The sequence below is a fragment of the Psychroserpens sp. AS72 genome, assembly GCF_038900375.1.
In the GTDB taxonomy this organism is placed as follows: domain Bacteria; phylum Bacteroidota; class Bacteroidia; order Flavobacteriales; family Flavobacteriaceae; genus Psychroserpens.
Genome location: NZ_JBBMRC010000002.1, coordinates 268,960 through 294,371, shown reverse-complemented (window position 1 = coordinate 294,371; position 25,412 = coordinate 268,960). Strand labels below are relative to the sequence as shown.

General features: G+C 32.4%; 27 protein-coding genes. 11 read left to right on the top strand and 16 right to left on the bottom strand.

Annotated elements, in window-relative coordinates; translation table 11 throughout:
* Positions 1 to 27 precede the first annotated feature (27 nt).
* Together WNY78_RS04840 and WNY78_RS04835 are read left to right on the top strand one after the other, a co-directional pair.
* Positions 28 to 1,878 (top strand): TonB-dependent receptor, encoded by a 1,851-nt coding sequence (locus tag WNY78_RS04840; protein ID WP_342872058.1) that lies wholly within the window; start codon positions 28 to 30, stop codon positions 1,876 to 1,878.
* Between the two features lie 10 nt (positions 1,879 to 1,888).
* A complete protein-coding gene (locus tag WNY78_RS04835; protein WP_342872057.1) occupies positions 1,889 to 2,941 on the top strand; it encodes a YncE family protein in 1,053 nt (350 codons plus the stop codon).
* A gap of 79 nt (positions 2,942 to 3,020) precedes the next feature.
* Here WNY78_RS04835 and WNY78_RS04830 read toward each other — a convergent pair whose 3' ends face one another.
* Positions 3,021 to 4,532, bottom strand: coding sequence for a S41 family peptidase (locus tag WNY78_RS04830; protein WP_342872056.1), 1,512 nt, complete (start codon positions 4,530 to 4,532; stop codon positions 3,021 to 3,023).
* Between the two features lie 318 nt (positions 4,533 to 4,850).
* Here WNY78_RS04830 and WNY78_RS04825 point away from each other — a divergent pair, with 318 nt between their 5' ends.
* Genes WNY78_RS04825 through WNY78_RS04810 form a run of 4 tightly spaced genes read left to right on the top strand, consistent with a single transcriptional unit; the run spans position 4,851 to position 7,003 of the window.
* On the top strand, positions 4,851 to 5,360 hold the full coding sequence (locus tag WNY78_RS04825; RefSeq protein WP_342872055.1) for a sigma-70 family RNA polymerase sigma factor: 510 nt from the start codon (positions 4,851 to 4,853) through the stop codon (positions 5,358 to 5,360).
* Positions 5,347 to 5,868, top strand: a complete 522-nt coding sequence (locus WNY78_RS04820) for a hypothetical protein (RefSeq protein WP_342872054.1) — start codon at positions 5,347 to 5,349, stop codon at positions 5,866 to 5,868. Before WNY78_RS04825 ends, WNY78_RS04820 begins: the two co-directional genes overlap by 14 nt.
* 18 nt (positions 5,869 to 5,886) lie before the next feature.
* Positions 5,887 to 6,456 (top strand): DUF4252 domain-containing protein, encoded by a 570-nt coding sequence (locus WNY78_RS04815; protein WP_342872053.1) that lies wholly within the window; start codon positions 5,887 to 5,889, stop codon positions 6,454 to 6,456.
* Between the two features lies 1 nt (position 6,457).
* Positions 6,458 to 7,003 (top strand): DUF4252 domain-containing protein, encoded by a 546-nt coding sequence (locus WNY78_RS04810; RefSeq protein WP_342872052.1) that lies wholly within the window; start codon positions 6,458 to 6,460, stop codon positions 7,001 to 7,003.
* Positions 7,004 to 7,318: 315 nt separating this feature from the next.
* On the opposite strand, the gene WNY78_RS04805 is transcribed toward WNY78_RS04810, so the two are convergent.
* From WNY78_RS04805 to WNY78_RS04795, 3 genes are all read right to left on the bottom strand, one after another.
* The gene (locus WNY78_RS04805) at positions 7,319 to 7,522 is read right to left on the bottom strand and encodes a hypothetical protein (RefSeq protein WP_342872051.1); all 204 of its coding nucleotides are present in this window, start codon (positions 7,520 to 7,522) and stop codon (positions 7,319 to 7,321) included.
* A 4-nt stretch (positions 7,523 to 7,526) separates the two neighbouring features.
* The gene (gene purB, locus WNY78_RS04800) at positions 7,527 to 8,870 is read right to left on the bottom strand and encodes an adenylosuccinate lyase (protein ID WP_342872050.1); all 1,344 of its coding nucleotides are present in this window, start codon (positions 8,868 to 8,870) and stop codon (positions 7,527 to 7,529) included.
* A gap of 82 nt (positions 8,871 to 8,952) precedes the next feature.
* Entirely contained in the window at positions 8,953 to 9,516 is a 564-nt protein-coding gene (locus tag WNY78_RS04795) for an adenylosuccinate lyase (protein ID WP_342872049.1), read from the bottom strand.
* A 38-nt stretch (positions 9,517 to 9,554) separates the two neighbouring features.
* Between WNY78_RS04795 and WNY78_RS04790 the strand changes: the two genes are divergently transcribed.
* Together WNY78_RS04790 and WNY78_RS04785 are read left to right on the top strand one after the other, a co-directional pair.
* The gene (locus tag WNY78_RS04790; RefSeq protein WP_342872048.1) at positions 9,555 to 10,028 is read left to right on the top strand and encodes a heme-binding domain-containing protein; all 474 of its coding nucleotides are present in this window, start codon (positions 9,555 to 9,557) and stop codon (positions 10,026 to 10,028) included.
* A 7-nt stretch (positions 10,029 to 10,035) separates the two neighbouring features.
* Positions 10,036 to 11,265: a glycosyltransferase gene (locus tag WNY78_RS04785; RefSeq protein WP_342872047.1), complete on the top strand. Its 1,230-nt coding sequence runs from the start codon at positions 10,036 to 10,038 to the stop codon at positions 11,263 to 11,265.
* Between the two features lie 112 nt (positions 11,266 to 11,377).
* On the opposite strand, the gene WNY78_RS04780 is transcribed toward WNY78_RS04785, so the two are convergent.
* From WNY78_RS04780 to gcvT, 6 genes are all read right to left on the bottom strand, one after another.
* Positions 11,378 to 12,127 carry a YebC/PmpR family DNA-binding transcriptional regulator gene (locus tag WNY78_RS04780; protein WP_342872046.1) on the bottom strand — a complete coding sequence of 250 codons (750 nt, stop codon included), beginning with the start codon at positions 12,125 to 12,127 and terminating at the stop codon, positions 11,378 to 11,380.
* A 132-nt stretch (positions 12,128 to 12,259) separates the two neighbouring features.
* Positions 12,260 to 13,294, bottom strand: a complete 1,035-nt coding sequence (locus WNY78_RS04775) for a hypothetical protein (protein ID WP_342872045.1) — start codon at positions 13,292 to 13,294, stop codon at positions 12,260 to 12,262.
* Positions 13,295 to 13,296: 2 nt separating this feature from the next.
* Positions 13,297 to 15,354: a carboxy terminal-processing peptidase gene (locus tag WNY78_RS04770; protein ID WP_342872044.1), complete on the bottom strand. Its 2,058-nt coding sequence runs from the start codon at positions 15,352 to 15,354 to the stop codon at positions 13,297 to 13,299.
* Positions 15,355 to 15,406: 52 nt separating this feature from the next.
* Positions 15,407 to 15,697: a 4a-hydroxytetrahydrobiopterin dehydratase gene (locus WNY78_RS04765; RefSeq protein WP_342872043.1), complete on the bottom strand. Its 291-nt coding sequence runs from the start codon at positions 15,695 to 15,697 to the stop codon at positions 15,407 to 15,409.
* 106 nt (positions 15,698 to 15,803) lie between these two features.
* Positions 15,804 to 16,637 carry a sugar nucleotide-binding protein gene (locus WNY78_RS04760; protein WP_342872042.1) on the bottom strand — a complete coding sequence of 278 codons (834 nt, stop codon included), beginning with the start codon at positions 16,635 to 16,637 and terminating at the stop codon, positions 15,804 to 15,806.
* A 21-nt stretch (positions 16,638 to 16,658) separates the two neighbouring features.
* Positions 16,659 to 17,729 (bottom strand): glycine cleavage system aminomethyltransferase GcvT, encoded by a 1,071-nt coding sequence (gene gcvT, locus WNY78_RS04755; RefSeq protein WP_342872041.1) that lies wholly within the window; start codon positions 17,727 to 17,729, stop codon positions 16,659 to 16,661.
* Between the two features lie 167 nt (positions 17,730 to 17,896).
* Between gcvT and WNY78_RS04750 the strand changes: the two genes are divergently transcribed.
* On the top strand, positions 17,897 to 19,375 hold the full coding sequence (locus WNY78_RS04750; RefSeq protein WP_342872040.1) for an aminopeptidase P N-terminal domain-containing protein: 1,479 nt from the start codon (positions 17,897 to 17,899) through the stop codon (positions 19,373 to 19,375).
* Positions 19,376 to 19,520: 145 nt separating this feature from the next.
* Here the strand turns inward: WNY78_RS04750 and WNY78_RS04745 are convergent, their stop codons facing one another.
* Entirely contained in the window at positions 19,521 to 19,916 is a 396-nt protein-coding gene (locus WNY78_RS04745) for a biotin/lipoyl-containing protein (RefSeq protein ID WP_342872039.1), read from the bottom strand.
* A gap of 222 nt (positions 19,917 to 20,138) precedes the next feature.
* On the opposite strand from WNY78_RS04745, the gene WNY78_RS04740 reads away from it, so the two are divergent.
* Positions 20,139 to 21,614, top strand: coding sequence for a T9SS type A sorting domain-containing protein (locus WNY78_RS04740; RefSeq protein ID WP_342872038.1), 1,476 nt, complete (start codon positions 20,139 to 20,141; stop codon positions 21,612 to 21,614).
* 91 nt (positions 21,615 to 21,705) lie between these two features.
* Here the strand turns inward: WNY78_RS04740 and arsB are convergent, their stop codons facing one another.
* The 5 genes from arsB to WNY78_RS04715 form a co-directional block, all read right to left on the bottom strand.
* Entirely contained in the window at positions 21,706 to 22,746 is a 1,041-nt protein-coding gene (arsB, locus tag WNY78_RS04735; protein ID WP_342872037.1) for an ACR3 family arsenite efflux transporter, read from the bottom strand.
* Between the two features lie 3 nt (positions 22,747 to 22,749).
* Complete coding sequence (locus WNY78_RS04730; protein ID WP_342872036.1) at positions 22,750 to 23,382, bottom strand: protein-tyrosine-phosphatase; 633 nt, start codon at positions 23,380 to 23,382, stop codon at positions 22,750 to 22,752.
* 17 nt (positions 23,383 to 23,399) lie between these two features.
* Positions 23,400 to 23,867, bottom strand: coding sequence for a DUF6428 family protein (locus tag WNY78_RS04725; protein ID WP_342872035.1), 468 nt, complete (start codon positions 23,865 to 23,867; stop codon positions 23,400 to 23,402).
* A gap of 52 nt (positions 23,868 to 23,919) precedes the next feature.
* Complete coding sequence (locus WNY78_RS04720; protein WP_342872034.1) at positions 23,920 to 24,249, bottom strand: metalloregulator ArsR/SmtB family transcription factor; 330 nt, start codon at positions 24,247 to 24,249, stop codon at positions 23,920 to 23,922.
* Positions 24,250 to 24,331: 82 nt separating this feature from the next.
* Positions 24,332 to 24,844 (bottom strand): VOC family protein, encoded by a 513-nt coding sequence (locus tag WNY78_RS04715; RefSeq protein ID WP_342872033.1) that lies wholly within the window; start codon positions 24,842 to 24,844, stop codon positions 24,332 to 24,334.
* 121 nt (positions 24,845 to 24,965) lie between these two features.
* On the opposite strand from WNY78_RS04715, the gene WNY78_RS04710 reads away from it, so the two are divergent.
* Entirely contained in the window at positions 24,966 to 25,277 is a 312-nt protein-coding gene (locus WNY78_RS04710; RefSeq protein WP_342872032.1) for a helix-turn-helix domain-containing protein, read from the top strand.
* Positions 25,278 to 25,412: the final 135 nt, after the last annotated feature.

Here is a 25,412-nt window from a genome sequence, read left to right as displayed (position 1 = left end):
GACTTTCGGGAGAAAAGTCTTTGAGGTATGAGACAGATAACACTATTTTCTTTATTTCTGCTTTTTAGCAGTTTAACTTGGTCGCAAACAACTTTGGATTCTATTCAAAAGCTGGATGAGGTGGTGTTGAGTGACGTCAAGTTAAAACGATACGCTAAAGGTTACAAACTAACTGTATTGAGTGATTCTATTTTGAGAAAATATAAATCTTCATTAACAGATATTCTACGTTTCAATTCCAATATTTACTTTAAAGAAAATGGTTATGGTATGGTGTCATCTCCATCGTTTAGAGGAACAAATGCATCTCAAACAGCTGTGATTTGGAACGGAATTAATATTAATTCTCAGCTCAACGGACAAGTAGATTTCAACACTATTTCAACCGTAAATTACGATAATATAAGCATAAGAAGTGGAGGAGGGAGCGTGCAATATGGTAGTGGAGCGATTGGTGGTACAATTCATTTGTCTAATGATTTAGATTTTAAAAAACACTTTGATAATCGCATTCTAGTTGCTTTCGGGAGTTTTGATACGCAAAATATGAGTTATAATGCGTCCTTCGGAAATGGAACATGGTCAGCAAATATTGGTGCTGCTTATGTGAATTCTGAAAATGATTACCGCTTTCTTGGAACAGACTTAAAAAATGAAAATGGTGCCTTTCATAATCTTGATTTAAGCGTTAATGTTGGTTATGTTTTGTCTAAAAATAATGTACTAAAATTGTACCATCAAAATTATAGTAGTGATCGTCAATTATCTGGCACTACAAATTCACCTTCAAATAGTAAATACGAAGATTTTAATTTGAGAACATTGTTGGAGTGGACGCGACGTAGCGCGAGTTTGACTTCGAAATTTAAGATAGCGCATCTTCAAGAGCATTTTAAATATTTTGGTAACCAGGATTCTGATGCGTATTCCTTCGGAAAAGTAAATACGTTCATTGCAAATTATAATGCTGATGTACATTTATCACAAAAACTAAAACTTAACACAACAGTAGATTATAACTATTATAAAGGAGAAGGAAGTAGTTTTGGGAATCCTAACAGACAAGCATTTTCTACTACAGCAATTTTAGATTATAAAGCTAACAATAAGTGGAATTATGGTTTTAGTCTAAGACAGGATTTTACTTCTGGTTTTGATAGTCCGTTGGTATTTGCTTTTGATGTTGCTCATACTATTTCAAAATCTTATAAAATAACCGTCAATACCTCTAAAAATTATAGAGTGCCAACATTTAATGATTTGTATTGGCAACCAGGCGGTAACCTTAATTTAAAATCCGAAACATCTTACCAAATAGATTTAGGCCAAAATTTTAAAACTAAATCAATTGAATTAAATCTAAATACGTTTTATATAAAAACGAAAGATTTGATTCAATGGATGCCAAATACTTCAGGATTATGGAGTCCAGATAATGTTGCAGAAACTCAAAATTACGGATTAGAAGTAAGTGCAGCACTTGAGAAATCTATAAAAGCACATCAATTTAAGTTGAGACTAAATTATGCTTATACAGTTTCCGAAGACATTGAAACTAAAAATCAACTCATTTATGTGCCATTTCATACTGCTAATATTAATCTAGCATATCGTTTTAAACGCTATTCTATGTATTATCAACAGATATACAATGGAGACGTATTTACTACAGCAGATAATTTATCTAGTGCGTTATATAGTGTAGACGCTTTTAATGTTGCTAATGTTGGTTGCAACTACGAGATTTTAGAAAAAGAGAATCATCAAATAGATCTTGGTTTTAAACTCAGTAATCTATATAACCAAAAGTATCAAAACGTGGCTTTTAGACCAATGCCAAACCGAAATTTTAATATTCAAATACTCTATAAATTTTAAATTAATTACAATGAAAAAAGTTTTTTTATCAATTATTGCAATGTCATTATTAGTGGTTTCGTGCTCAAATGATGATGATTTTAATCCAGAACCTCTTGGAGCTTACGAGAATGGGATTTTAGTAAGTGGAGAAGGAGGTCCTGCAGGATCGGTTTCATTTATTTCTTCAGATTTTACAACTACAGAAAATCAAATTTATTTTAATGTTAACAATGAAGCTTTAGGTGTGTATTTACAGTCTATTGGTTTTAATGGTGATTTAGCTTACATCATTACTGATACAGCTAATTCAATTACAGTTGTAGATCGTTATACTTTTGAAAAAGTGACAACTATCACAACAGGATTAAGTGCTCCTCGTTATATAAGTTTTGCGAATGGAAAAGCTTATGTTTCAAATTGGGGAGATCCTAATGTGGCAACAGATGATTTTATTGCAGTTCTTGATTTAACAAGTAATACTGTTGAATCTACAGTTTTGGTAGGAGAAGGACCAGAACAGTTAATTTCTAATAATGAAACGTTATTTGTATCTCATAAAGGTGGATATAATACCAATAATATTATTTCCGCTATGGATTTATCTACTAATACAGTTGAAACAATCACAGTTAATGATGTACCAGATGAAATGGCTTTTGATGCAGCAGGTAATTTAGTCGTATTAAGTACAGGTGCTAATATTGTTTGGGCAGATCCACCTTTAGAAACAGAAGGAGCAATAACTAGAATTAATGTTAATGATAATACTGTAACATCTTCTTTAGAATTTCCTGTAGGTGCACATCCTGAATTAATGACTTATAGTAATGGTATGACGTACTATGTTTTAAATAATTCGGTGTATGGTTTAGCAGATGCAGATACAACATTGCCAAGTACTCCAGTTTTTGATATAACAGCAAATTATGCATACGGAATGGCAATTAATAATGGTTTATTGTATGTAACAGATGCTAGTTTTACAGAGCAAAGTGAACTTTTAATTTATGATTTAAGCTCAGGAAGTGAACTCAATAGTTTTAATGTAGGTTTAGGAGCATCTAAAATTTACTTCAACTAAGTACAGTCTATTTAGATTAAAATAAACAATAAAAAAGCCACTCAAAGGAGTGGCTTTTTTATATCTAAAATGATAGTTATTATTTTAATTCTAGTCTGTTTAATATCGTTGTATTAGTATCGATATACATATCTGTTGAAAATTGTTTAAAATCTTTAGAACTTTTAAATGATTTGATATCATAATTATTTTGATTGCTTATCCTTCCTGTACCTTCAATGTCTGCTATTGCTGCAGCTAATAATGGTTCATCTACGGATCCTAAAACGCCAAGATTACCAAAGTTTTCATTAACAATAATGTTTGGAACTAGACCAGAATCAAAATCAGTAAATCCAACAGAATTTACCGTTTTAAATATTAAAGGTTGCATAGCATAAGTATGATTTGGATTTGCATCTGCTCTTCCAAGATTTGGAGAATCGTAAATTGTAATCGATGCTTGATATTTTCCTCTAGACGTACTTCCTATTTGTATAACGTCTATATATGGATTTAGACCATTTATAACCAGTTCACTTGCAGATGCTGTTCCTCTAGTCGTTAAGATATACACCTTATTTAGATTAAGATGATTGATGCTTTCTTGAAATACCACATCACCATCAGTATTAAACTTTCTCATTTCATCAACAAAAGGGTTTAATAGACTTTGCGGATTATTATTTTCAATTTGTGCTTGTAGTTCACTATTCCATTGTTCACTTACTAATAAGTCTCCTGTAAATTGTCCTGTAATCATTGAAGATAACCATATGGCAGTATTTACCGATCCACCACCATTATATCTTAAATCGATAACTAAATCTGTAACTCCAGCAGCATTGAAATCTGCAAAAACAGCATTAAGTTGAGAATCAAAAGCATCTGTACCTGTAAATCCATTATACATTAAATAGCCAACTGTATTAGCATTTAGATTTAAAACGTTACTAATTAGAATTGGATTTTCAGTATAAGGTTGTTTCGTTAACTCAATTGAATTTGTAGTTTCTAATACACTATCATCATTTGGATCATCGTTGGTTCCGTTATCATCATAATTTCCTATATTAATAGTATAACTACTGTTAGAACTAAAAAGTAAATTAATATAATTATCTACTGTGAGTTGGACTCCATCAACACCATAAAATATATCACCTCGTGTTACACCTTGAGTTTCGGCAGATGTATTTGGCATCACATATTGTACATAACCATAAAGTTCAGTATCAGTTTCATTGAATCTAAATAAGCCAAATTCCATTCCGTTGCTTGTAGAGATACCATTAAATTGTTGTTCGAGAGCAATATAGTCATCAACAATTACACTAAAGCGATCAACCGTTGCTCTTTGATAAATAAGACTTTCAAATAAGTTTTCGGGTGCAGTAAAGCCACTTAAATAATTACCATACTGCTCATTGGTCGTAAAACGATCATTTGCTAAATCTGGTACATCGTCTTTATATAAATACACTGCATTCATACCTTTCCAAACAAAATCGTTAATCTCACTTGCAGCAATTGCATTATCGTCTCTATCTTCAAAACAACTTGTCATTGACAGTGTTAGAATTAATAACAGACTAATTTTAAATACGTTCATGTAGTTTTTGTGTTTTAAAATTTCCGAAGAGAAAAAGAGATCATAGCGTTGTCCTACTTTTATTCTGAAATTTTAGATTAATTTTCCTTTTCAACTTCTATTACTAAGTTAGTCTAGTAAACTCTAAATTTACTTACATTATTGTAAATTAAAAAATATATTGCGAATGATATTTATTAGTAATGCTAAGCATTTCGATTACGCTCAATGTGACAGGTCTAATTAATATAAATTATAGATTGTAACAAAACTGAAACATGTTCGTCGTAATAATAAGAAGCGGAATTAATCACTCGTTTTTTAACTAACAAACCACAAATGACACAAACTGATTTTACAAAATTGGTATTGCCTTTTAAGGATAAAGTCTTTCGTTTAGCAAAAAGACTTCTAGTTTCTCGTGAAGAAGCAGAAGACGCAACGCAAGAGATTTTATTGAAATTATGGAATAAGAAACAAAATATTAAAGAGTATCGCAATATTGAAGCTTTTGCGATGACAATGACAAAGAATTTTTGTTTAGACAGATTAAAATCAAAACAGGCACAAAATTTGAAAATAGTTCATAGTAATTACGAAGAGAATAACACCTCATTAGAAAAACAAGTTGAAGCTAGAGATAGTGTAGATTGGGTGTCTAAAATAATTGAAGAGTTACCAGAACAACAGAAAATAATATTACAGCTTAGAGATATAGAAGAGTATGACTTTGATGAGATTGCAAAAGTAGTAGATATGAATCCTACAGCAATTAGAGTCGCGTTATCAAGAGCTAGAAAAACAATAAGAGAAAAATTAACTAATACACATCGCTATGGTATTAAATAGTATAGAAAAATTACTGGAAAAGTACGACAATGGTGAGACAACCATTAAAGAAGAGCAGCAACTCAAAGCGTATTTTGCTCAAGATGAGGTTGCACCACATTTGGAGTCTTACAAAACCATGTTTCAATACTTTAACACAACAAAACAAGAGGATTTATATACAAAAGACGTTCCGTTAAAAACTAAAAAGAGTTACATCTATCAATGGATTTCTGTCGCTGCATTATTAGTACTCTCGTTAGGGATTTTCACCACCCAATTTGGTGATAAGAAAAAGACAATTGGTGATCTCACAGTAGAACAGCAAATAGCATACAACCAAGCTGTAGAAGTTTTTGACCTTGTAGGTTCAAAATTTGAACAAGGTGAAAGCAATATGGCAGCGTTTGGCTTAATGTCTAATAAATTATCTCAAGGTGCAGAGAACTTTGAACATGTTGCAGAGTTTTCAAAAGCAACCAACAAGATTTTAAAATCAAAAAAGAAAAAACAAAACAAAAACAAGTAAAAATTAAAACAAGAAATTATGAAAAAATTTATATTAATATTCGCAATAGCTTTAGTAAGTTCAGTCTCATTTGGTCAAAGTATGTTTGATAAATATGAGGACATGAAAGATGTAAGCTCAGGAGTTATCAATCAAAAAATGTTTAGCATGCTTGCTACCATAGACATTGATTTAGATGATCCAGATGCACAGAAATTTATGGAGATGGTAAAGAAAATTGAAAGTGTCAAAATTTTAAGTACTGGTAATTCTAAAATTTCTGCAAATATGAAAGCAGATGCCGAAGGTCATATCAACAAAGCAAACTTAAGTGAATTAATGCGTTTTAAAGATGGTGATCAAACCGTGAAATTCTATGTGAAAGAAGGTAAAGATGAGAACCATGTAAAAGAATTGTTCATGCTTATTAGTGGTTTACAAGAGCTTACTAAAGATAAGAGTATCACAATTAATGGCGAAAAACGTGAGTTTGAAACTGTAGTAGTTTCGATAACTGGAGATATCGATTTAAGAGAAATCTCTAAAATCACAAGTACAATGAATGTACCTGGAGGAAAGAATTTAGAGAAAGTAGGTAAAAGAAACTAAGATGAACACATCAATCAAATCAATAATCACTATGTTAATTTTGGTTGTGACTTTACAAAGTTGCAACCAAGATTTAACATTGCAAACGTACTACGTTGACAATGAATTAGCACCAGGATTTACATCTCTAGATGTGCCTGTTAGTATATTAGATATAGATGAAGATTCCCTTACTGAGGAGCAATTGGAAGCCTATGAATCTATTGAGAAATTAAGCTTAATTGCTTTTGTTTTAGATGACAATAACCAAGAACAAATGGATATTGAGTATGCTAAAGTAAATACGATTCTTAAAAATCCTAAATATGAAGAATTGATGCGTGGTGGAAATTCAACCGACGGAAAATTCGTCATCAAATGTATAGGAGAAGGAGATGATATTGAGGAGTTTATTCTCTTCGGAAATTCTAACACTGCAGGATTTGGAGTTATTAGAGTTTTAGGAGACGATATGAATTTCAATAAAATTGCAGAATTAGCTAAAGTATTACAAGAGTCTGATATTGAAAACTCACCATTAGAAAAGTTTTCAGGATTTTTTAAATAAGCCTTTAAAGCTTATCACATAGAGAAGTGATTTTAAATGACTTCTTGATTTAAACCAATATTTAATATTGATTTAAATGTTAATACCAAATGAATATTGAAATGATAGTTAATAAATTTGAAATATTCTTTCTTTTTAGGAAATAGAAAATCTAAGCATAGCCTTAGTTAAGGTTCTATTTTATATTTAAATAAAAAGGAAAAAGAAACAAATTTAATCGATTATTTAGAAATTTATTTGGTAGCATATGCCACTTCAGGTCTGACCACTTGAAGTGGTTTTTTTGTAAGCGATTTTCCGAAGGGAAAAATAAATTTATTGAGAGTTGCTGTGTTCTTCAGTCTCAGAATCTTTAAGCACAATACGTATTAAATAAGCCGCTAATAGTGCAAATGAAGAAAACAAGATGATTTTTACAATGACATAATCTAGAATATCTAAAATACCAAAAATTAAAAAACAAAGCACAATAAGTCCAGAAGACAACAATGTTAATGTATTTCTAGTTGGCATTTTCATACTATTAGATTCCTGTATAGTTGCTTGGGTTAATGGCTTTTAATTCTGTTTTAATAGCTTCGGAAACATCTAAGGTATCAATAAATTCTGAAATTGAACGTTCGTTAATCGTTTCATTAGTTCTCGTTAAGCCTTTTAATGCTTCATAAGGATTAGGATATGCTTCACGACGTAAAATAGTTTGAATCGCCTCAGCAACCACAGCCCAATTGTTTTCAAGATCTTGAGCAAACTTAGGCTCATTAAGTAATAACTTGTTTAAGCCTTTCAGCGTAGATTTAAAACCAATGATGGTATGTCCAAAAGGTACACCAACGTTTCTAAGTACAGTACTATCTGTTAAATCACGTTGTAATCTAGAAATAGGTAGTTTTGCAGATAAGTGCTCAAAAATAGCATTTGCAAGACCTAAGTTACCTTCAGAGTTTTCAAAATCTATCGGATTTACTTTATGTGGCATTGCGCTACTTCCAACTTCACCTGCTTTGATTTTTTGTTTAAAATATTCCATTGACACATAGGTCCAAATATCACGATCTAAATCAATAAGAATCGTATTGATACGTTTTAAAGCATCAAATAATGCAGCCATATGATCGTAATGTTCAATTTGAGTCGTTGGGAATGAGTGTTGTAAACCCAATTTTTCTTGAACAAATTTTGAACCAAACGCTTTCCAATCCATTTTTGGGTAGGCTACTTTATGAGCATTGAAATTTCCTGTAGCACCACCAAATTTTGCAGCACTTGGAATATCATTTAACAAATTAAACTGCTCTTCCAAACGTACTACGAAAACTTCTATTTCTTTTCCTAAACGTGTTGGCGAAGCAGGTTGACCATGCGTTCTTGCTAGCATTGGGATGTCTGCCCAATCCTTAGCAAGTGCTTTTAGTTTATTAAGCACTTCAAAATATTCAGGGACATAAACATCATTCATAGCCTCTTTAATACTTAATGGGATGGCTGTGTTGTTGATGTCTTGAGAGGTTAATCCAAAATGGATAAACTCTTTATATTTTTCTAATTTTAAAGCGTCAAACTTTTCTTTTATGAAATACTCAACCGCTTTTACATCATGGTTTGTAATCGCTTCAATATCTTTTATAGCTTGTGCATCTTCCGAAGAAAACGACGTGTAAATAGCTCTCAAATCATCAAATACTGTTTTGTTAATTCCTGCTAGTTGTGGTAAATCTGCTTCGCAAAGCGCAATGAAATACTCAATTTCTACAAGTACTCTATATTTTATTAGAGCTTCTTCAGAAAAATAAGGTGCAAGATTACTAACTTTACTTCTATAGCGACCATCAATAGGAGAGATGGCATTAAGTGATGATATTGACATTGGTTGTGTGTTTTGTATCAAAAATTAAAAGGGGTAAAGATAGTTTTTTTAGACCGAAGATAGAAGCTTGTACTTACAACTTTTACTTATTAATTTTCTTTAAAATTTGTCTTGCTCTAGCTTTAAATGCTGCGCTTTGAGTTTGAAAATCACGCTCCAAAATAATTTTTAATTCTGGGTAAATCCAGTCTATATCTTTTCCGAAGAGAAATAATGTACTCATGCTGTAGGCTTTTGGAGCCACTTTTTCATCGTTTATCATCCAATCAAAACAAGCTTCTACAATTTTTTCTTTGTGTTTTGGGAGCAATGCAGATTTTATAAGTGTTTCATAATTTCCGTAATAAGCTTTAGCAAGATACTCGCAAACTTTAGCAACTGGTCTCACTGCTGGGTCTAAATGAACACGATGCATTTGCTCAGTAAATTGATCTAAATATAGGATGATCGTTTCTAGTTTTTCGCCACACATAAATTCAAAAACCCAAGCTGCTCGACAAGAAATTTTATCATCAACCATAAATAATATATCTAATAACTTCGGAATCAAATCTGGATTGTCAATCACTAAATTTGCATAATACAAACGTTTTTCTCGTGAGTGATTCACATAATTTAATTCTTCATAAAGTTCTTTGGTAGTCACGTTGATTTCGTATTTTTATATCATTAAAATTAACAAAAATGAAAATTATAAAAAAAATTCTGGTTGTTCTATTAGTTGTATTTATAATTATGCAATTTTTTGGGCCAGAAAGAAATGAAGGTGATATTGTAACTGTAGATGCTTTTATTGCTGAGACAAATCCGCCAAGTGATGTTAAACATATTTTAGAAACGACCTGTTATGACTGTCATACTGATGTCACAACATATCCTTGGTACAACAAAATAACACCTGTAAATTATTGGTTGGCAGATCATGTTAAAGATGGTAAAAAGCATTTTAATATCTCTGCTTGGGATGGTTACAATTTAAAGAAGAAGGAGCATAAAATACATGAGCTTATAGAAGAGGTTGAAGAAAAAAATATGCCTCTAGAGTCATATACTTACACACATGGTGATGCAAATCTTACCGATGAGCAAATCGCAGCAGTTGTTGCTTGGGGAAAAGGAGTGAGAGCAAATTATCAAGAGCAACTAAAAGCTGAATAGACAACCCTTGGATAAAAAACTATTAATCATTGGTTTCCTTTGGCCAGAGCCCAAGAGTTCTGCAGCAGGAAGCAGGATGATGCAACTGATTTCGTTTTTTCAATCTCAAAAGTATCAAATAACCTTTGCAAGTGCTTGTGCTAAAAGTGATAATGCCTTTGATTTATCCACAATAGACGTAGAAAAAGTAACGATAGAGCTCAACCATTCTAGTTTTAATGATTTTATTTTAAAACAGAAACCAGACATCGTTCTTTTTGATCGATTTATGACAGAGGAGCAATTTGGTTGGCGCGTTTCTCAACATTGTCCCAATGCTATTAAAATCCTAGATACAGAAGATCTTCACTTTTTAAGACGTGCGAGACAGCAAGCGTTTAAAGACAAAGTAGAGGTTACAAATGATGATTTATTTAACGATACATCAAAACGCGAAATTGCAAGTATCTATCGTTGTGATTTGAGTTTAATTATTTCTACTGCGGAAATGAGCCTACTCCAAAACACGTTTAAAATAGAGAGCTCGTTATTATTTTACCTGCCATTTCTTGTTGAGGCGATTTCCGAAGCACAAAAGAAAACCTTACCTAGTTATGACCAACGACAGCATTTTATTTCTATTGGTAATTTTCTCCATGAACCTAATTACAATGCATTACTCTATTTAAAAGAAACTATTTGGAAAGGCATTAGAGCCAAATTGCCAAATGCTCAATTACATAACTATGGATCGTATGCATCGCAAAAAGTGAATCAGTTGCACAACGAAAAAGAAGGGTTTTTTATCAAAGGTTTTGCTGAGGATGTGAATAAAGTGATGCAACACTCTAAAGTGCTTTTGGCTCCAATTCGTTTTGGTGCAGGATTGAAAGGGAAACTTTTTGATGCTATGCAAAACGGAACGCCTTTTGTATCAACGTCTGTTGGAGTAGAAGGGATCGTTGATGATGTAAATCTGGATTTTGTTTGTGATGCTTCGGAAGAATTTATCAATTATTCTATAAAATTATATACAGATACTTCTACTTGGAGGCAACAACAAAATTTAGGTTTTGAGATTTTAGAAGAGCAATTTTCTAAGTCTCATTTTGAAAGTGAGTTTAAAAAGCGATTATTAGATATAGTAGCTAATTTGAAAGCACACAGACAACACAATTTTATCGGTCAAATATTACAGCATCACACCTTACAAAGTACGAAATATATGAGTAAGTGGATTGAGGCAAAGAATTCCTGAGATTTCTGTCATTCATAGCAAAGCGAAGAATCTAGTTTTTAATTAAAGATTCTTCAGTCTCCCGATAGTTATCGGGATCCTTTAGAATGACAAAATAAGATTTTAGCAAAAACTACTCCTCAGTAGATTCTTCCATCGTATGATATACATTTTGTACATCATCATCTTCTTCTAATTTTTCGAGTAGTTTTTCAACGTCCTGAGCTTCTTCTGGAGATAGTGGTTTTGTAACTTGTGGTATACGTTCAAAGCCAGATGAGATGATTTCTAAATTATTAGATTCTAAATAGGATTGTATGTTTCCAAAACTTTCAAATGGTGCATAAATCATGACGCTTTTTTCTTCATTACCATCTGCATCTTCGTCAATGTCTTCAAAAATTTCTTCTACACCAAAATCTATAAGTTCTAATTCTAAGTCCTCTAAATCTAAATCTTCTCCTTTAATTTTGAAATTACACGTATGATCAAACATAAAAACAACTGAACCTGAGGTTCCTAAACTACCATCAGTTTTGTTAAAATAAGAACGTACGTTTGCTACTGTACGCGTGTTATTATCTGTTGCTGTTTCTATAAGAACTGCAATACCATGCTGTGCATACCCTTCAAAAAGAACTTCTTTATAATCGCCTTGATCTTTTTCGCTAGCCTTTTTAATAGCACGCTCTACATTATCTTTAGGCATATTTACTGCCTTGGCATTTTGAATTACAGCACGTAAACGAGAGTTAGAATCTGGATCTGGTCCACCTTCTTTTACTGCCATTACAATGTCTTTACCTATACGAGTAAAGGCTTTGCTCATTGCAGACCATCGTTTCATTTTTCTTGCTTTACGAAATTCAAAAGCTCTTCCCATCTAAATTTTATTTTTTAGTTCCCATGAAAATGGGAATCAGTTGTTATGTAGTTGTAATTAATTTCAAAATTATCGAAATTATATGGAATTGACAATAATTGTGGTTGGCATATTTCCGAATTAATAACTGAATTAATCTTTTGGAATATGCTTAGACAAAAAGTTAGCATTCGTGTTATTTAAACCATTGATTGCGTTTTGACGATTGGTGTTAAGTTGCGTATTGACTTTGTTGTAAGTATCTGCACCTTTATTTACTTCTTTAACTTTTTTATTGTAATTGTCTATTTGCTCCTTTGTACGTTTACGCTCATTAGTTTGTTCTAGTGTCGTTTTTATTTTCTCAAAGTCTTCGTTGATAATTAAAAACTCAGTGATTTTTGGGATTTGGTTTTCACCTTCATCAATAAAGAATTCAAAAGCCTTTTTTGTCGCTTCAATAATAGATTTATCCTTTTTGTAAGTGTCTTTCGTTTTTAAAATCTCTAAACCTTCTTTTGCAGCCGCTGCAAGTGCATTTGCATTTTGTTGAATAGCGCTTACATCATTTTTTTCAATAGCATCCATAAGGTAAACCTCGTTGATGTATACTTTGAAATACGTAAGATACATATCATGATAGTGTTCAAAAACCTCATTGGAGATTTTCATTTTTTTACCTAAATCAGACTCGCTTTCTATAATTTGAATATTGTGTTTAGCAGCATATTCATAAAAGTTTCTCTCGTATTCTTGTTGAGATTCTTCCATTTTTTGATCTGCTAATTCTTGAGCTAATATGTATGCTTCCATGGCATCATATGATTGTTCTGCTACTTGTTTCATATCAATGATTTTAGCATAATCTTGATTCAATAAATCTTTATTGAAGGTCATGTGTCTCAATACTTTATTCTTGTAGTCATCGTCTTCAAAACCATCTGCTTTTGTGATTTTAGCAATGGCTTCATCTATTGTTTTAAGTAGTTTTTTTCGTTTACCATCAATACTTCTATCACTTTTACTGTGTGCTACTGCTTTGGTATATCTCCACATGTTTTTTGTGATTTCTTCCTGCTCTTCAGCCACAAAATCTAAATATTCTGAGGCATTATTAAAGTTTTGAGCAGTGATTGAAGTCGCTAGAAATAAAAAGGCTAAGGTTAATTTTAAAGTAGTAGTTTTCATATTTAATTTAGAGGAATTAGGTTAAGTAAATCTTGAAGTATAGCTTGGGCTTCTTCAATATAAAGATCATTTTTAAGATCTTTTAGAATGGCTTGATTTATTGTTTTTTTGTCGTCATTATAACTTATAACTTCTTTTGAGTATACAGTATTTTCAATTGTAAAACCCGAACTATGATTTTTAAGAGGTGAATTTATAGTTTCAAATTCATTTCTGTATGTAGTCATTTCGCGATATACATTATCTAATGTTATTGGATATTCTGTTTCCAATTCAAAATAATTTTTTATGATCAATTGGTTAAGTTTCTTAACCGCTTCAAAAGTCGAATTGTTATTAACTCGAGCAAGACTCTGTTTTTTTAATTGATTTATTGGTAGTTGCTTAAGCTTTGGATAATTTTTACCAGCAATAGAATCATTTTTAAGTGCATAATCTGAAAATTCTTCTTGAGTATTAAATCCATCATACAGATTAGGCAATATAATATCTGGTACAACACCTTGTGCTTGATGGCTTTTACCAGTCACGCGATAAAATTTCTCTACAGTAAGTTTAGAAAATCCTAAACTACCATCTATATCTAAAGGTAAAATTACTTGTGCAGAAGCTTTACCATGTGTTGTAGAACCAACTATAACAGCTCTATTGTAATCTTGCATTGAGGCTGCAAAAAACTCAGATGCTGATGCACTATAATTATTTACTAAAACTACAATTGGTTTTGTGAATAAAGCACCTCTATTCATATCCTTAATCGTGTAGGTTTCTCCATTAGGATACCGCAAAATAGATAAAGGACCTTTATTAATAAACATACCAGACAAATCTGCCGCTTCTTTCATAGATCCACCTCCATTAAAACGTAAGTCAAGGATTAGGCCTTCTATGCTTTCTTTTTGTAGCTTGTATAATTCTTTAGCAACATCATTTGCTAATCCGAGTCCATTAGGAGATTCTAAATCAGAATAAAAACTAGGAATACTAATATATCCAACTTTAGATTTATCTTCTATAATATAACCTGAGACTGTGTTTTCCTCTGTTTTTGTTTTGGTTTTTGTGAGCTCAATACTTTGAAGTGTTCCGTTTTGCTTCTTAATTTTAAACGTCACTGTATTGTGGTTTTGATCGCTTGTAAAAGACATCACGTCTTGATTAGATACACAATACGTTTCTAATGTTTCAGAATTTGAATGCAGTGATTTTATAACATCATTAACTTCAAAATTACCATTGTTAAAAGCAGAACTTCCTGGAGTTATGTGTACAATGGTAATATCTCCATCATCATTTTTAGCAGTAATAATACCAAATGACAATTGATCATTAGACAACGAGTTTTCAAATAGTTCCTTTTCCGAAGCATTAAAAAATGAAGAGTTAGGATCATGATAATGCACATACGCATTTAAAAAGGCTTCTTTTACAAAATGGTCAACGCTTCCTAATCTATTTTGAAGTTCTTCAAGTTTGCATAATTCCTTCTGAATGAGTTTAGGCTTTAATTCGCTTTCAAGTGTTTTGAAATCACTTTGAATATGCGCTAAAACAGAATCATTTTCTACAAGTGTATATAAAATATTATAGCGCAATCGTTTACTCCAGTAGCGTTTTATAGCGTCTTCATTTTTAAAATAAATAAACTTTGCTTGAGGAGTAAAACGTAATGTGTCTTTACCCGAATAGTCGAAATTTTCGGACTCTAAACTCGTTATGATTTTTTTTGATTTTTCTATGCGTTCATTTAGAACCGTAGCGTATTTATCTATGAAATCGCAACTATTGTTATTGATGTAATCATCAATTGAAAAACGGTCATTCTCAAAAATCGTCACATCACTTATTGTTAGTAAACGCTTGTCTTCATCTAGATTGTGTACAAATAAATCAAACACATGTGTTGATAAGCTATCATCAATAATTTTGGGTTGATAATGATTTTGCTCTACAACTGTTTTCAAAGCTTTGACTTGATCGCAAAAAACAGCTTCATTTTGGCTATAACCAAAAAAAGAAATGAAAGAAAATAATAAAAACGGACGTATATTTTTTAGCATATATGTTTTAAATAGAGTGTCTTGAAGTGAGAACAACAAATATTGAACCAATTTAATCTTCAACTTCAACTATGGCTTCAATAGCATCTGCCAATTTAAAGTCTTTTTCTGTGACACCATTTGCATCATGTGTTGATAATGAAATCTTAAGTACGTTGTAAACATTAGTCCATTCTGGATGATGGTGTTGCGCTTCACACTCAAATGCAATTCTACTCATTGCGCTAAAGCAATCTTTAAAATTATCAAACTCAAACTCTGCGTATAATGCATTATTTCTATATTCCCAATCTGGAAAGCGAAGTAATCGTTTTTCTATATTTTCGTCTGTTAACAAACCCATAACTCTATTTTTTACTTAAAAGTAGCATATTTTTGCTGTAAAATAGGTGTAATTAAGTTTTCAATCTATAAAAAAAGATAAACAGATAAGTTTTTACTGTAAACTGTTATTTAGTTAAGTCTTCTAGCACTTCTGCACTGGTGATATCTAAATGTTTTGGAAGCTTATTGAATTTTGGTAAAACTGCTAAATAGCGATCTTCATTAGTCGTGTACACATGTTTATAAATGACACCATTTTTTGAAGAAATTTGTGTAACAATATCTTTGAAATAATCATCATGATGCACTAAATCTGTACTTCCTAAATGGAATATCCCATATTTGTTTTGGTTGATGATGTAATGTATTTGTTGCGTTAATTTTGAGTCTGTGGTGACATTCATTATGATATTCGGGAATATCTCTATCGCAGTTTTATCCTCCAAATGTTGTTTTAATTCTTTAAGTCTTGGAGATTGAGAACCCAAAACCATTGGTAATCTAAGGATTGCTACTTTTTTCTTCGGAAGACGTAGCAACATGTTTTCAATCTTAATCTTAAAATGACCATAAACGCTTCCGCTTAAGGTTTTGTCTAATTCGTAACTTGGATATTTACTGTAAGCATCAAATACATTAGCAGACGATAAGAATATGAGTTTGCATTCGTTGACTAGAAGATATTCTGCAATATGTTGATGAGCTATCGTTTGCGCTCTAAATTCGCCACGTAGACAAGAAATGATAATGGTAGGTTTTGTTGCTTCAAGAATTTCATACACATCATCTTCTTCAACGTTATATTGAAAAAACTGATGGTTATCTTCATATATTTTCTTCGGAATCCTATACGTACCAAACGTCCTAAAGTAACCCAACAGTTCTTTGTAAATGGCATTACCTATAAATCCGCTAGCACCTAAAATTAAGATGCGATGTTTGTTAGAAAACTCCTTCATTAATCCCTCAGCTATGTAAACTTACCCTTTATAAAAAGGCAATTTAACTACAGTTGCAGGCACTGAGTTTTTTCGAATTTGGATATGAATTTTACTACCAACATCTGTAAAAATTGTTGGAACATAACCCAAACCAATACCTTTACCTAAACTTGGTGACATCGTTCCAGATGTGACTTCTCCAATTTTTTTTCCGCTAGAATCAACAATATCATATCCTTGACGTGGAATACCACGCTCATCAATTTCAAAAGCAACTAATTTACGTTCTGGTCCACGACGTTTTTCATGTTCTAAAGCTTCAGAGTTTGTAAATTGTTTTGAGAATTTTGTAATCCATCCTAAACCAGCTTCAATAGGTGAAGTTGTGTCGTTTATATCATTTCCGTAGAGACAATATCCCATTTCTAAACGTAAGGTATCACGAGCCGCAAGTCCAATTGGTTTTGCGCCAGCTTCAACAACCTTATCCCAAATTTGCTTGACTTCAGAGTTTTTGCAATAGATTTCAAAACCACCACTTCCTGTATAACCAGTCGCAGAAATAATTACATTATCAATTCCAGCAAAATCGCCAACTACGAAGTTGTAAAATTTAATTTCAGAAAGATCATGAGTCGTTAAAGCTTGCATGGCTTCAACCGCTTTTGGACCTTGAATAGCAAGTAAAGAGTAATCTTCACTTAAATCTTTCATCTCAGCACCAACATCATTTTTAGACGAAATCCAGTTCCAATCTTTTTCAATATTACTTGCGTTAACGACCAAAAGGTACGTTTCTTCTTTAATTTTGTAAATGATGAGATCATCAACAATTCCACCATCATCATTAGGTAAACAGCTGTATTGTGCTTTACCTATTGTTAATTTTGACGCATCATTACTACTCACTTTTTGTATTAAATCTAAGGCATTTGGTCCTTCAATTAAAAACTCTCCCATATGCGATACATCAAACACACCAACACCAGTTCGTACCGCTTCATGTTCTACATTGACACCATCATATTGTACTGGCATATTATATCCTGCAAATGGTACCATTTTGGCACCAAGCGCTTCGTGAGTTGCTGTTAAGGCTGTATTTTTCATTACGATTATTTTTGAATTCAGTAAAAATTGTGACACAAATGTATCGAAAATTATCTGTTATGAAGAAGGTGTTTCAGTATAAAAACAGATTAAAAATATGTTAATATTAAAAAGTTTTCTTCGGAAGGATGAGATAATTCTTTATTTTCAATGCTTATTAAAAAACCATGAGACTTTTATTTACATTAATTTTTACGATTTTATTTTTCTTCGGAAGTTTTGCCCAAAACGGAACACCAGAAGATTATCTAAGTGCAGCATTTCATAAAGAACGACGCGACGCATTACGAGCAAAAATGCCAGCAAATAGTGTGGCTGTGTTTTTTGCTAATCCGGTAAGAAATCGTGCAAATGATGTGGATTATGTCTATCATCAAGATCCTAATTTTTATTACCTCACAGGTTATAAAGAACCGCATGCTGTTTTGGTGATCTTTTCTGAAACTCAGCACATTTCCGAAGAAAAACCCTATAACGAAAGACTTTACGTACAACAACGAAACGCTCAAGCAGAGCAGTGGACAGGTCGTAGACTTGGTACTGAAGGCGCAAAAACAGAACTTGGTTTTGATAATGCCTATAACGGAATCGAATTTTTAGAATCTGGTATTGATTTCACGTCTTTTGATAAGGTGATGTACGAAGATTTTAGGGATGATTATAGAGATACAAGAAATCCAGCAGATTTATATAGTTTGATTCAGTCATTTAAAACGCAAATTAAACTCATTGATAATTACACCATTGAAAATAAAACAGACGATGTTGAAGTCAATGCAAATGCAAATATACAAGCCGAAACTGTAAAAACAGATACCAGACGCTTGTCTACGTTAATGGCAAGTTTGCGAGAAATAAAAACTGCAGATGAATTGGTATTGCTTAAAAAAGCGGTTAGAATTTCTGCCATGGGACAACGTGAAATCATGAAAGCAATGCATCCTGGAATGTCTGAAACCGAAGTGCAAGGTGTCCACGAATACATCTACAAAAAATATGGCAGCGAGTATGAAGGTTACCCAAGTATTGTTGGTGCTGGTAATAATGGTTGTGTGCTTCATTACGTTGAGAATTCTAAAATGAAAGTAGAAAACGATCTCGTACTTATGGATTTAGGCGCAGAATATCATGGCTACACAGCAGATGTGACACGAACAATTCCTGCAAACGGAAAATTTAGTGACGAGCAAAAAGCCATTTATGATATTGTCTATGACGCACAAGAAGCTGGTATAAAGGCAACCGTTATTGGTAATACGATGCAATCTCCAGATACAGCTGCACGAAAAGTTGTGTATCAAGGTTTGATAGATTTAGGGATTGCAAAAAACGCAAGTGAAGCCAGACAGTATTTCCCTCATGGTACTTCACATCACATTGGTTTAGATGTTCATGATCCTGGAACTTATGGGCAATTACAAGTCAATATGGTGATTACCGTAGAGCCAGGAATTTATATTCCAATTGGGAGTGATTGCGATCCAAAATGGCATGGTATTGCTGTGAGAATTGAAGATGATATCTTAATCACAGAAAACGGACCAGTAAATTTATCTGCGGAAGCACCTCGAACCTCTTCGGAAATTGAAAAGTTGATGAAAGAGAAGAGTGCTTTGAATGGTTTAGAATTGCCAGATTTGGATTAATTAATTCTTGTGGAAATAGTAATCTCATTGTTTTTTTGTTAATCAAATATGCACTCGTACAAAAGAACACTAGTTTGAGGAGACTTACAGAAATGCATTAGGGAAAATTAATGAGTTTTACCAGCGAACATGTTATGCCTAGTTTTTATATTCCTTCTATTTTAAATATTTCCGTTCCACTTGTTAATTTAGCTTTCAGACTACTGGTTAATAATATTTTACCACTGAAATAGCTTTCGAATTCCATTGAAATATTTTCATTTTCGATATCACAAACAATATCTCCTTTTTTGACAATATCACCAGATTTAAAATACCACTTTGTCAGAATCAAACCTTTTTGATTTCCTAAATCAGGGGCAAAAATGGATTCAACTTTTCCTTTTTCCAACGTAACTTCCAAAATATGGTCAGATCCAGTTCCATGCTTTTGAATGTCTTCTTTTGTTCTGAAGTTAGGACTGTTACTCAAGTCTTTTATAATTTCATCTCTTTTTTTGTCAGACATAAAAAATAGTCGACGTATTAATGCTTTTATCATTTTTAGTCTAATTAGCTACATTGTCTTTGAATATCGATAGTTTCAATCGTCAATATTCTCAGTCAAACGAAGTTCGACTATTTATTTAAGAAAGTCAAATGCCACCCGTTTAGCATTTCGATATATGTTAAACATCACACCAAATTATCATAAAAAATGATTTTTAACAGTCATTAATCTCATTATTTTTTAATTTTAATGAAACTCAAAAATCATAGCTTTATGAAACAAAAATTACTCAATTTATTACTTGCATTTGGTGTCGTAGGAATCTTTTCTGCACAAGGTTATATTACACCAGATACTAATATGACCTACACTTTAGATGACCTTGTTGCGTTAAGTCCTTCAACAATTTCAGTGACAGGAACAACATATACTTTAGTAGATGATCTTACAATTTCTGCATCAGATGCTCTTATCATTAGTACTGACGTGACTCTAGAAATTGGCGCAGATAAAAGAATTACAGTTTTTGGGACATTTAACGTTACTGCCAACAATGCTATGTTTACTGCTATAAATACAGCAGCACCTTATGATGGTTTTCGTTTTGAGGAGTTTTCTGTTATTAATATTCAAAATGCTACAATACAATATGGTGGTGGTTTACGTGTACTAACTGAGACGTTTACAATTAATAATTGTTTAGTTACTAATAATGTATCAGGTGTAGCAACAGGTGGTGTTATCTCTCTCTCTAGAGGTATGCCACAAATCACAAATAACACCATCACCTTTAATCAAACCGCAGCAATAAGCTCTGGAGCAAATACAGCAGTATCTCCTTATATTTTTAATAATTATATAGAAGGAAATAATCAAGCCAATTCAAATAGACCTCAAATAAATATGGCTATAACTTTGGTTGATGAGCCTATTCAAATAATTCAGAATACCATAAAAGGTGATCGCAATTTAACTTTGGTAGGAGGAATTTCTGTTTCAGATTTATTGGGAGCAGGTGTTGTCAATGCGGTAATTGATGACAATATTATAACTGATAATCGTTACGGTATCGTAATGCAAAGTAACAATGTTTCTGCATTTGTTAGAAATAATGTAATTGAAGATAATAATACGCAAGATGTGCCCTTACAAGGTGGAAGTGGTATTTCATTGATTGCATCAATTGAAGGTAATAACATTATTGCAAGTGGTAATGAAATTCGTAGAAATTTATGGGGAATTACGCTTCAAGGAGAGTCTATGATAAACTTGGGTGACAATGTTGGCAATGTTGGGCAAAATGTGTTCTCTGAAAACGGAAATGGAGGAGCAACCTATGCGCTCTTTAACAATACTCCTAATCCATTAATGGCAATGCATAATTGTTGGGACGAAGCTAATGCGCCAAACACACTTGCAGATGCCGAAGCCGTTATTTCTCATCAAAATGATGATCCTTCATTAGGTTTAGTAACATTTGATCCTGTAGATTGTGCGTTTTTAAGTGTAGAAGATTTAGCTTTTGATCAATTGGCAATGTATCCTAATCCTACTTATGGTCAACTACATTTAGATCAAAACACCTCTTTTAATCATATGAATGTCTACAGTATTGAGGGCAAATTAATTATGACAAAACATCTTCAAGCAGGTTCTAATGAGATGAAATTAGAGTTAAATTCTGGGATTTATATTTTAGAATTTCATGGAGAATATAATAAAGCAATCAAGAAACTAGTAGTTAAATAGTGTATTGAGAAATAAAATATTCAAAAGCTTCATCTTTAGGTGGAGCTTTTTTATTAATTAAATAGTAGTAGAGCAGTTTTCTCCGGAAATGTTATGTTTTCAAGTAATACTTTTTCCGAAGCCAAAAAGATACTCTAACTAATAAAATTAAAGCTGGTACTTCAACTAAAGGTCCAATAACTCCTGCAAATGCTTGTCCAGAATTGAGCCCGAAAACAGCAATAGCAACAGCAATAGCTAATTCAAAATTGTTTCCAGCTGCAGTGAATGCCACAGCTGCAGTTTTGTCATAGTCTGCTCCCATAGCTTTGGTAAAGAAAAAGCCTATAATGAACATTACACTGAAATATATTAATAGTGGAACTGCAATAATTAGTACGTCCATTGGGATGTCAACAATCAATTCGCCTTTGAGCGAAAACATAATGACAATGGTAAATAACAATGCAATTAAGGTTAATGGCGAAATGGTTGGGATGAACGTTTTAGTGTACCATTCTTCGCCTTTGAGTTTTACTAAAATCAATCGACTTAAAATTCCCATCACAAACGGGATTCCTAAATAAATGGCAACACTTTCGGCAATTGTGCCTATTGAAATATCCACTATAGCGCCTTCAAATCCAAAATAGGGTGGAAGTACGGTTATAAAAAGCCATGCATAAAAACTGTATGCAAATACTTGAAAAACACTATTTAAAGCGACTAAACCTGCTCCATATTCGCTACTACCTTCAGCAAGATCGTTCCAAACTAAAACCATAGCGATACAGCGTGCCAGACCAATCAATATAAGTCCGACCATATATTCTGGATAATCACGTAAAAAAGTAATGGCTAAAATGAACATTAAAACAGGACCAATAATCCAGTTAAGAATCAATGAAATAGAAAGAATCTTTGTGTTTCTAAATACTTTTGGCAAGAGCGCATAATTCACTTTTGCCAAAGGTGGATACATCATTAAAATCAAGCCTATGGCAATTGGGATGTTGGTTGTGCCACTACTTAAAGAATTTATAAAGTCTGGAAATGATGGATTAAAATATCCAATTCCAACTCCAATTGCCATCGCAATAAAAATCCAAAGTGTTAAGTAGCTATCGAGGAAACTTAATTTTTTTGATGCCATTTTTTATGCATTTATTTTTGAGAAAATATAAAATAACTCTGTAGCAATTTGCAGACTACGTTCATTGTATTTTTCTGCTTGTTGTGGTGTATTGTCAAATGCTTTTGGGTCTTTAAACGTTATCGGAATACGTTTTTCAGCACCAGAAACAAACGGACAAGCTTCATTTGCAGAATCACAGGTCATAATTGCTGCAAATTCAGATTTCGGATTAAAATCATCATCCAATTTTTTAGAAAATCCAATTACAGGATGCTCGTTAGCTGCATATTTAATACTATATACTGGATTTTTTCCTTCGGAAATCTTCCTAACCTCAAACCCAGAATTTTCAAGTGTTTTTGCAGCCATCGGAAACAATGCTGTAGCTTCTGTTCCTCCCGAATAACAAAACACATTTTTAATATTAAAATGGTATGCCATGGTTTGTGCCCAAACTTGAGATAAATGACTTCTTCGAGAATTATGTGTGCAAATAAAATTGATTCTGATGTCTTGCTTACTAGAAACTTTTGACTGAATAAATTCAATTAATGGTTGCAAAACAGCTTTTCTTTCTTCGGAAATCGTCTCAGGTTGTAAACTTTTGATTAGGATTTCTATTCCTAAAAATAAGGTTGGTTTATTTGTGTTCATTTTTATAAAAGTTTGAATTAGCAACAACCACCTCCAGGAGTACAAGAGTTTTCTGATTGAATCTCAGAGAATTGTAATTTTGGTTTTTCCGCAGGTATTCCACATTGGTCTTTTGCTAAACAATCTGTTTGCTTTGAAGTTAATAGGAAGTTTGTACCGTCAAATTCTAATCCGAATTTTCCAATAGTATCAGCTTGATATTCGACTTCAATTTCTAAATCTCCAATCCCTAAGACTTTTTCAGAAAGCTCAATAATGTTCAGTAATTTCTCTGGATGTAATCTGTGATCATAGTCATTTGCATTCCAAAGTTGGAAGTTTGCAACTTCTTCGTTTCTTACGGTTCCTCCACAATCAATAAAGTGTTTTGTGATTTTACCAACTTCGGTAACATGAAAGTGGCTAGGAACTAATTCTCCGTTTGGTAACTTAAATGAGATGGTTTCCAATTCATGCAGTCTATTTTTTACATCTGAAAGTTTCATAATATTATTATTTGTTTATTGCGATTATACGATTAATGTGTTTAAATTTTTTTTAGCAACAATCTGATTTAGAAATGTCTTGATCTAAAAATTGGGTCATGACTTCTTTCATTTTTGTCCAATTTTCGGTGTTTATACAATAGCAAACACTTGTGCCTTCAACATTTCCTTTGATTAAACCTAAATGCTTTAATTCTTTAAGATGTTGTGAAATTGTGGGTTGTGCCAATCCTATTTCGTTTACCAAATCTCCACAAACACAACTGTTAATTTTAAATAGATGCTGTAAAATTGATACTCTCGCAGGATGTCCAAAGACTTTAGCGTATAAAGCAATTTCATTTTGTAGGTCTGTAAATATTTCGGTTTTGGCTAATCCCATGTTTGTTTCATTTGTTCATTGCAATATTACGATTAATAGTTAAAAAGACAAAATAAATTTATCTTTTTAACATCATTATTTTTTATTTTGAATACGCTCCAGATGAATACGTCAATTCATAACTGTGTGTGTAAATTTCAAACACAATCCCAAAAGGATCTTCTACATAGCACATTTTAAAGGGCTTATCTTCTGGATAATATTCTCTAATTGGCATTCTTTGCTTGCCACCATAAGCCAGGATTTTTTCAATAAGGTCTTCAATATTTGGGTCTTGTACGCAAAAATGAAAGAGACCTGTGTTAAATGGGTTGAATTCTGGAGCTTCTTTTATTCCATTCGGAAATGAGAATAATTCAATACCTATGCCATCTGAAGTTGATAAGTGCGCTATTTCAAATTCGGTCCAATCGTTTCCGAAGACATCAATACACATTTGACCAATAGCAGTTTCAGTTTCTTTTTTAACTGTAGATGGTTTCATAATAACGTACCAACCCATAACTTCTGAGTAGAATTTTACAGCCTTTTTTATATCTGGGACAGTAAGCCCAATATGAGAAAAGGACTTAGGGTAATTTTTAGAATTTTTCATGTGATTTTATTTAGAATGCAAAAATAATTTATATTTGCTTTATAGGCAATAACTTACTAAAAAGTAGTATAGTTACCTAAACGAGTAAAATAATGAATATCAATACATTAAAATTATAATTTTGAGTAAAGTAATTGATTGTCCGTTAAATTATACTATGAATTTAATAGGAACAAAATGGAAGCCTTTAATATTATTTCATTTGTTAGAAGGCGAGATGCGATCAGGAATCTTACAAAAGAAAATTCAAGGTATTTCTAATAAGATGTTCACCCAAACTGTGAGAGAGTTAGAGAAAGACGGACTCGTTTTAAGAAAAGTTTTTCCTGTTGTGCCTCCTAAAGTAGAATACAGTTTAAGTAAGCGAGGAAAATCTCTTGAGACCGTTTTACGAGGTTTGGATGCTTGGGGTATGGAGGATTTGGAGGTTTGATTAGGTAGGTTCGTTTAACGTGTTCTTGTATGGATAGTTGTGTTGGTTAGAACTAGGTTAGCAATAGAAAACGAACCAGAGGAAAATCCGTAGGATTTTCCGAGTACACACAGACTAGCAATTGATTATACACGT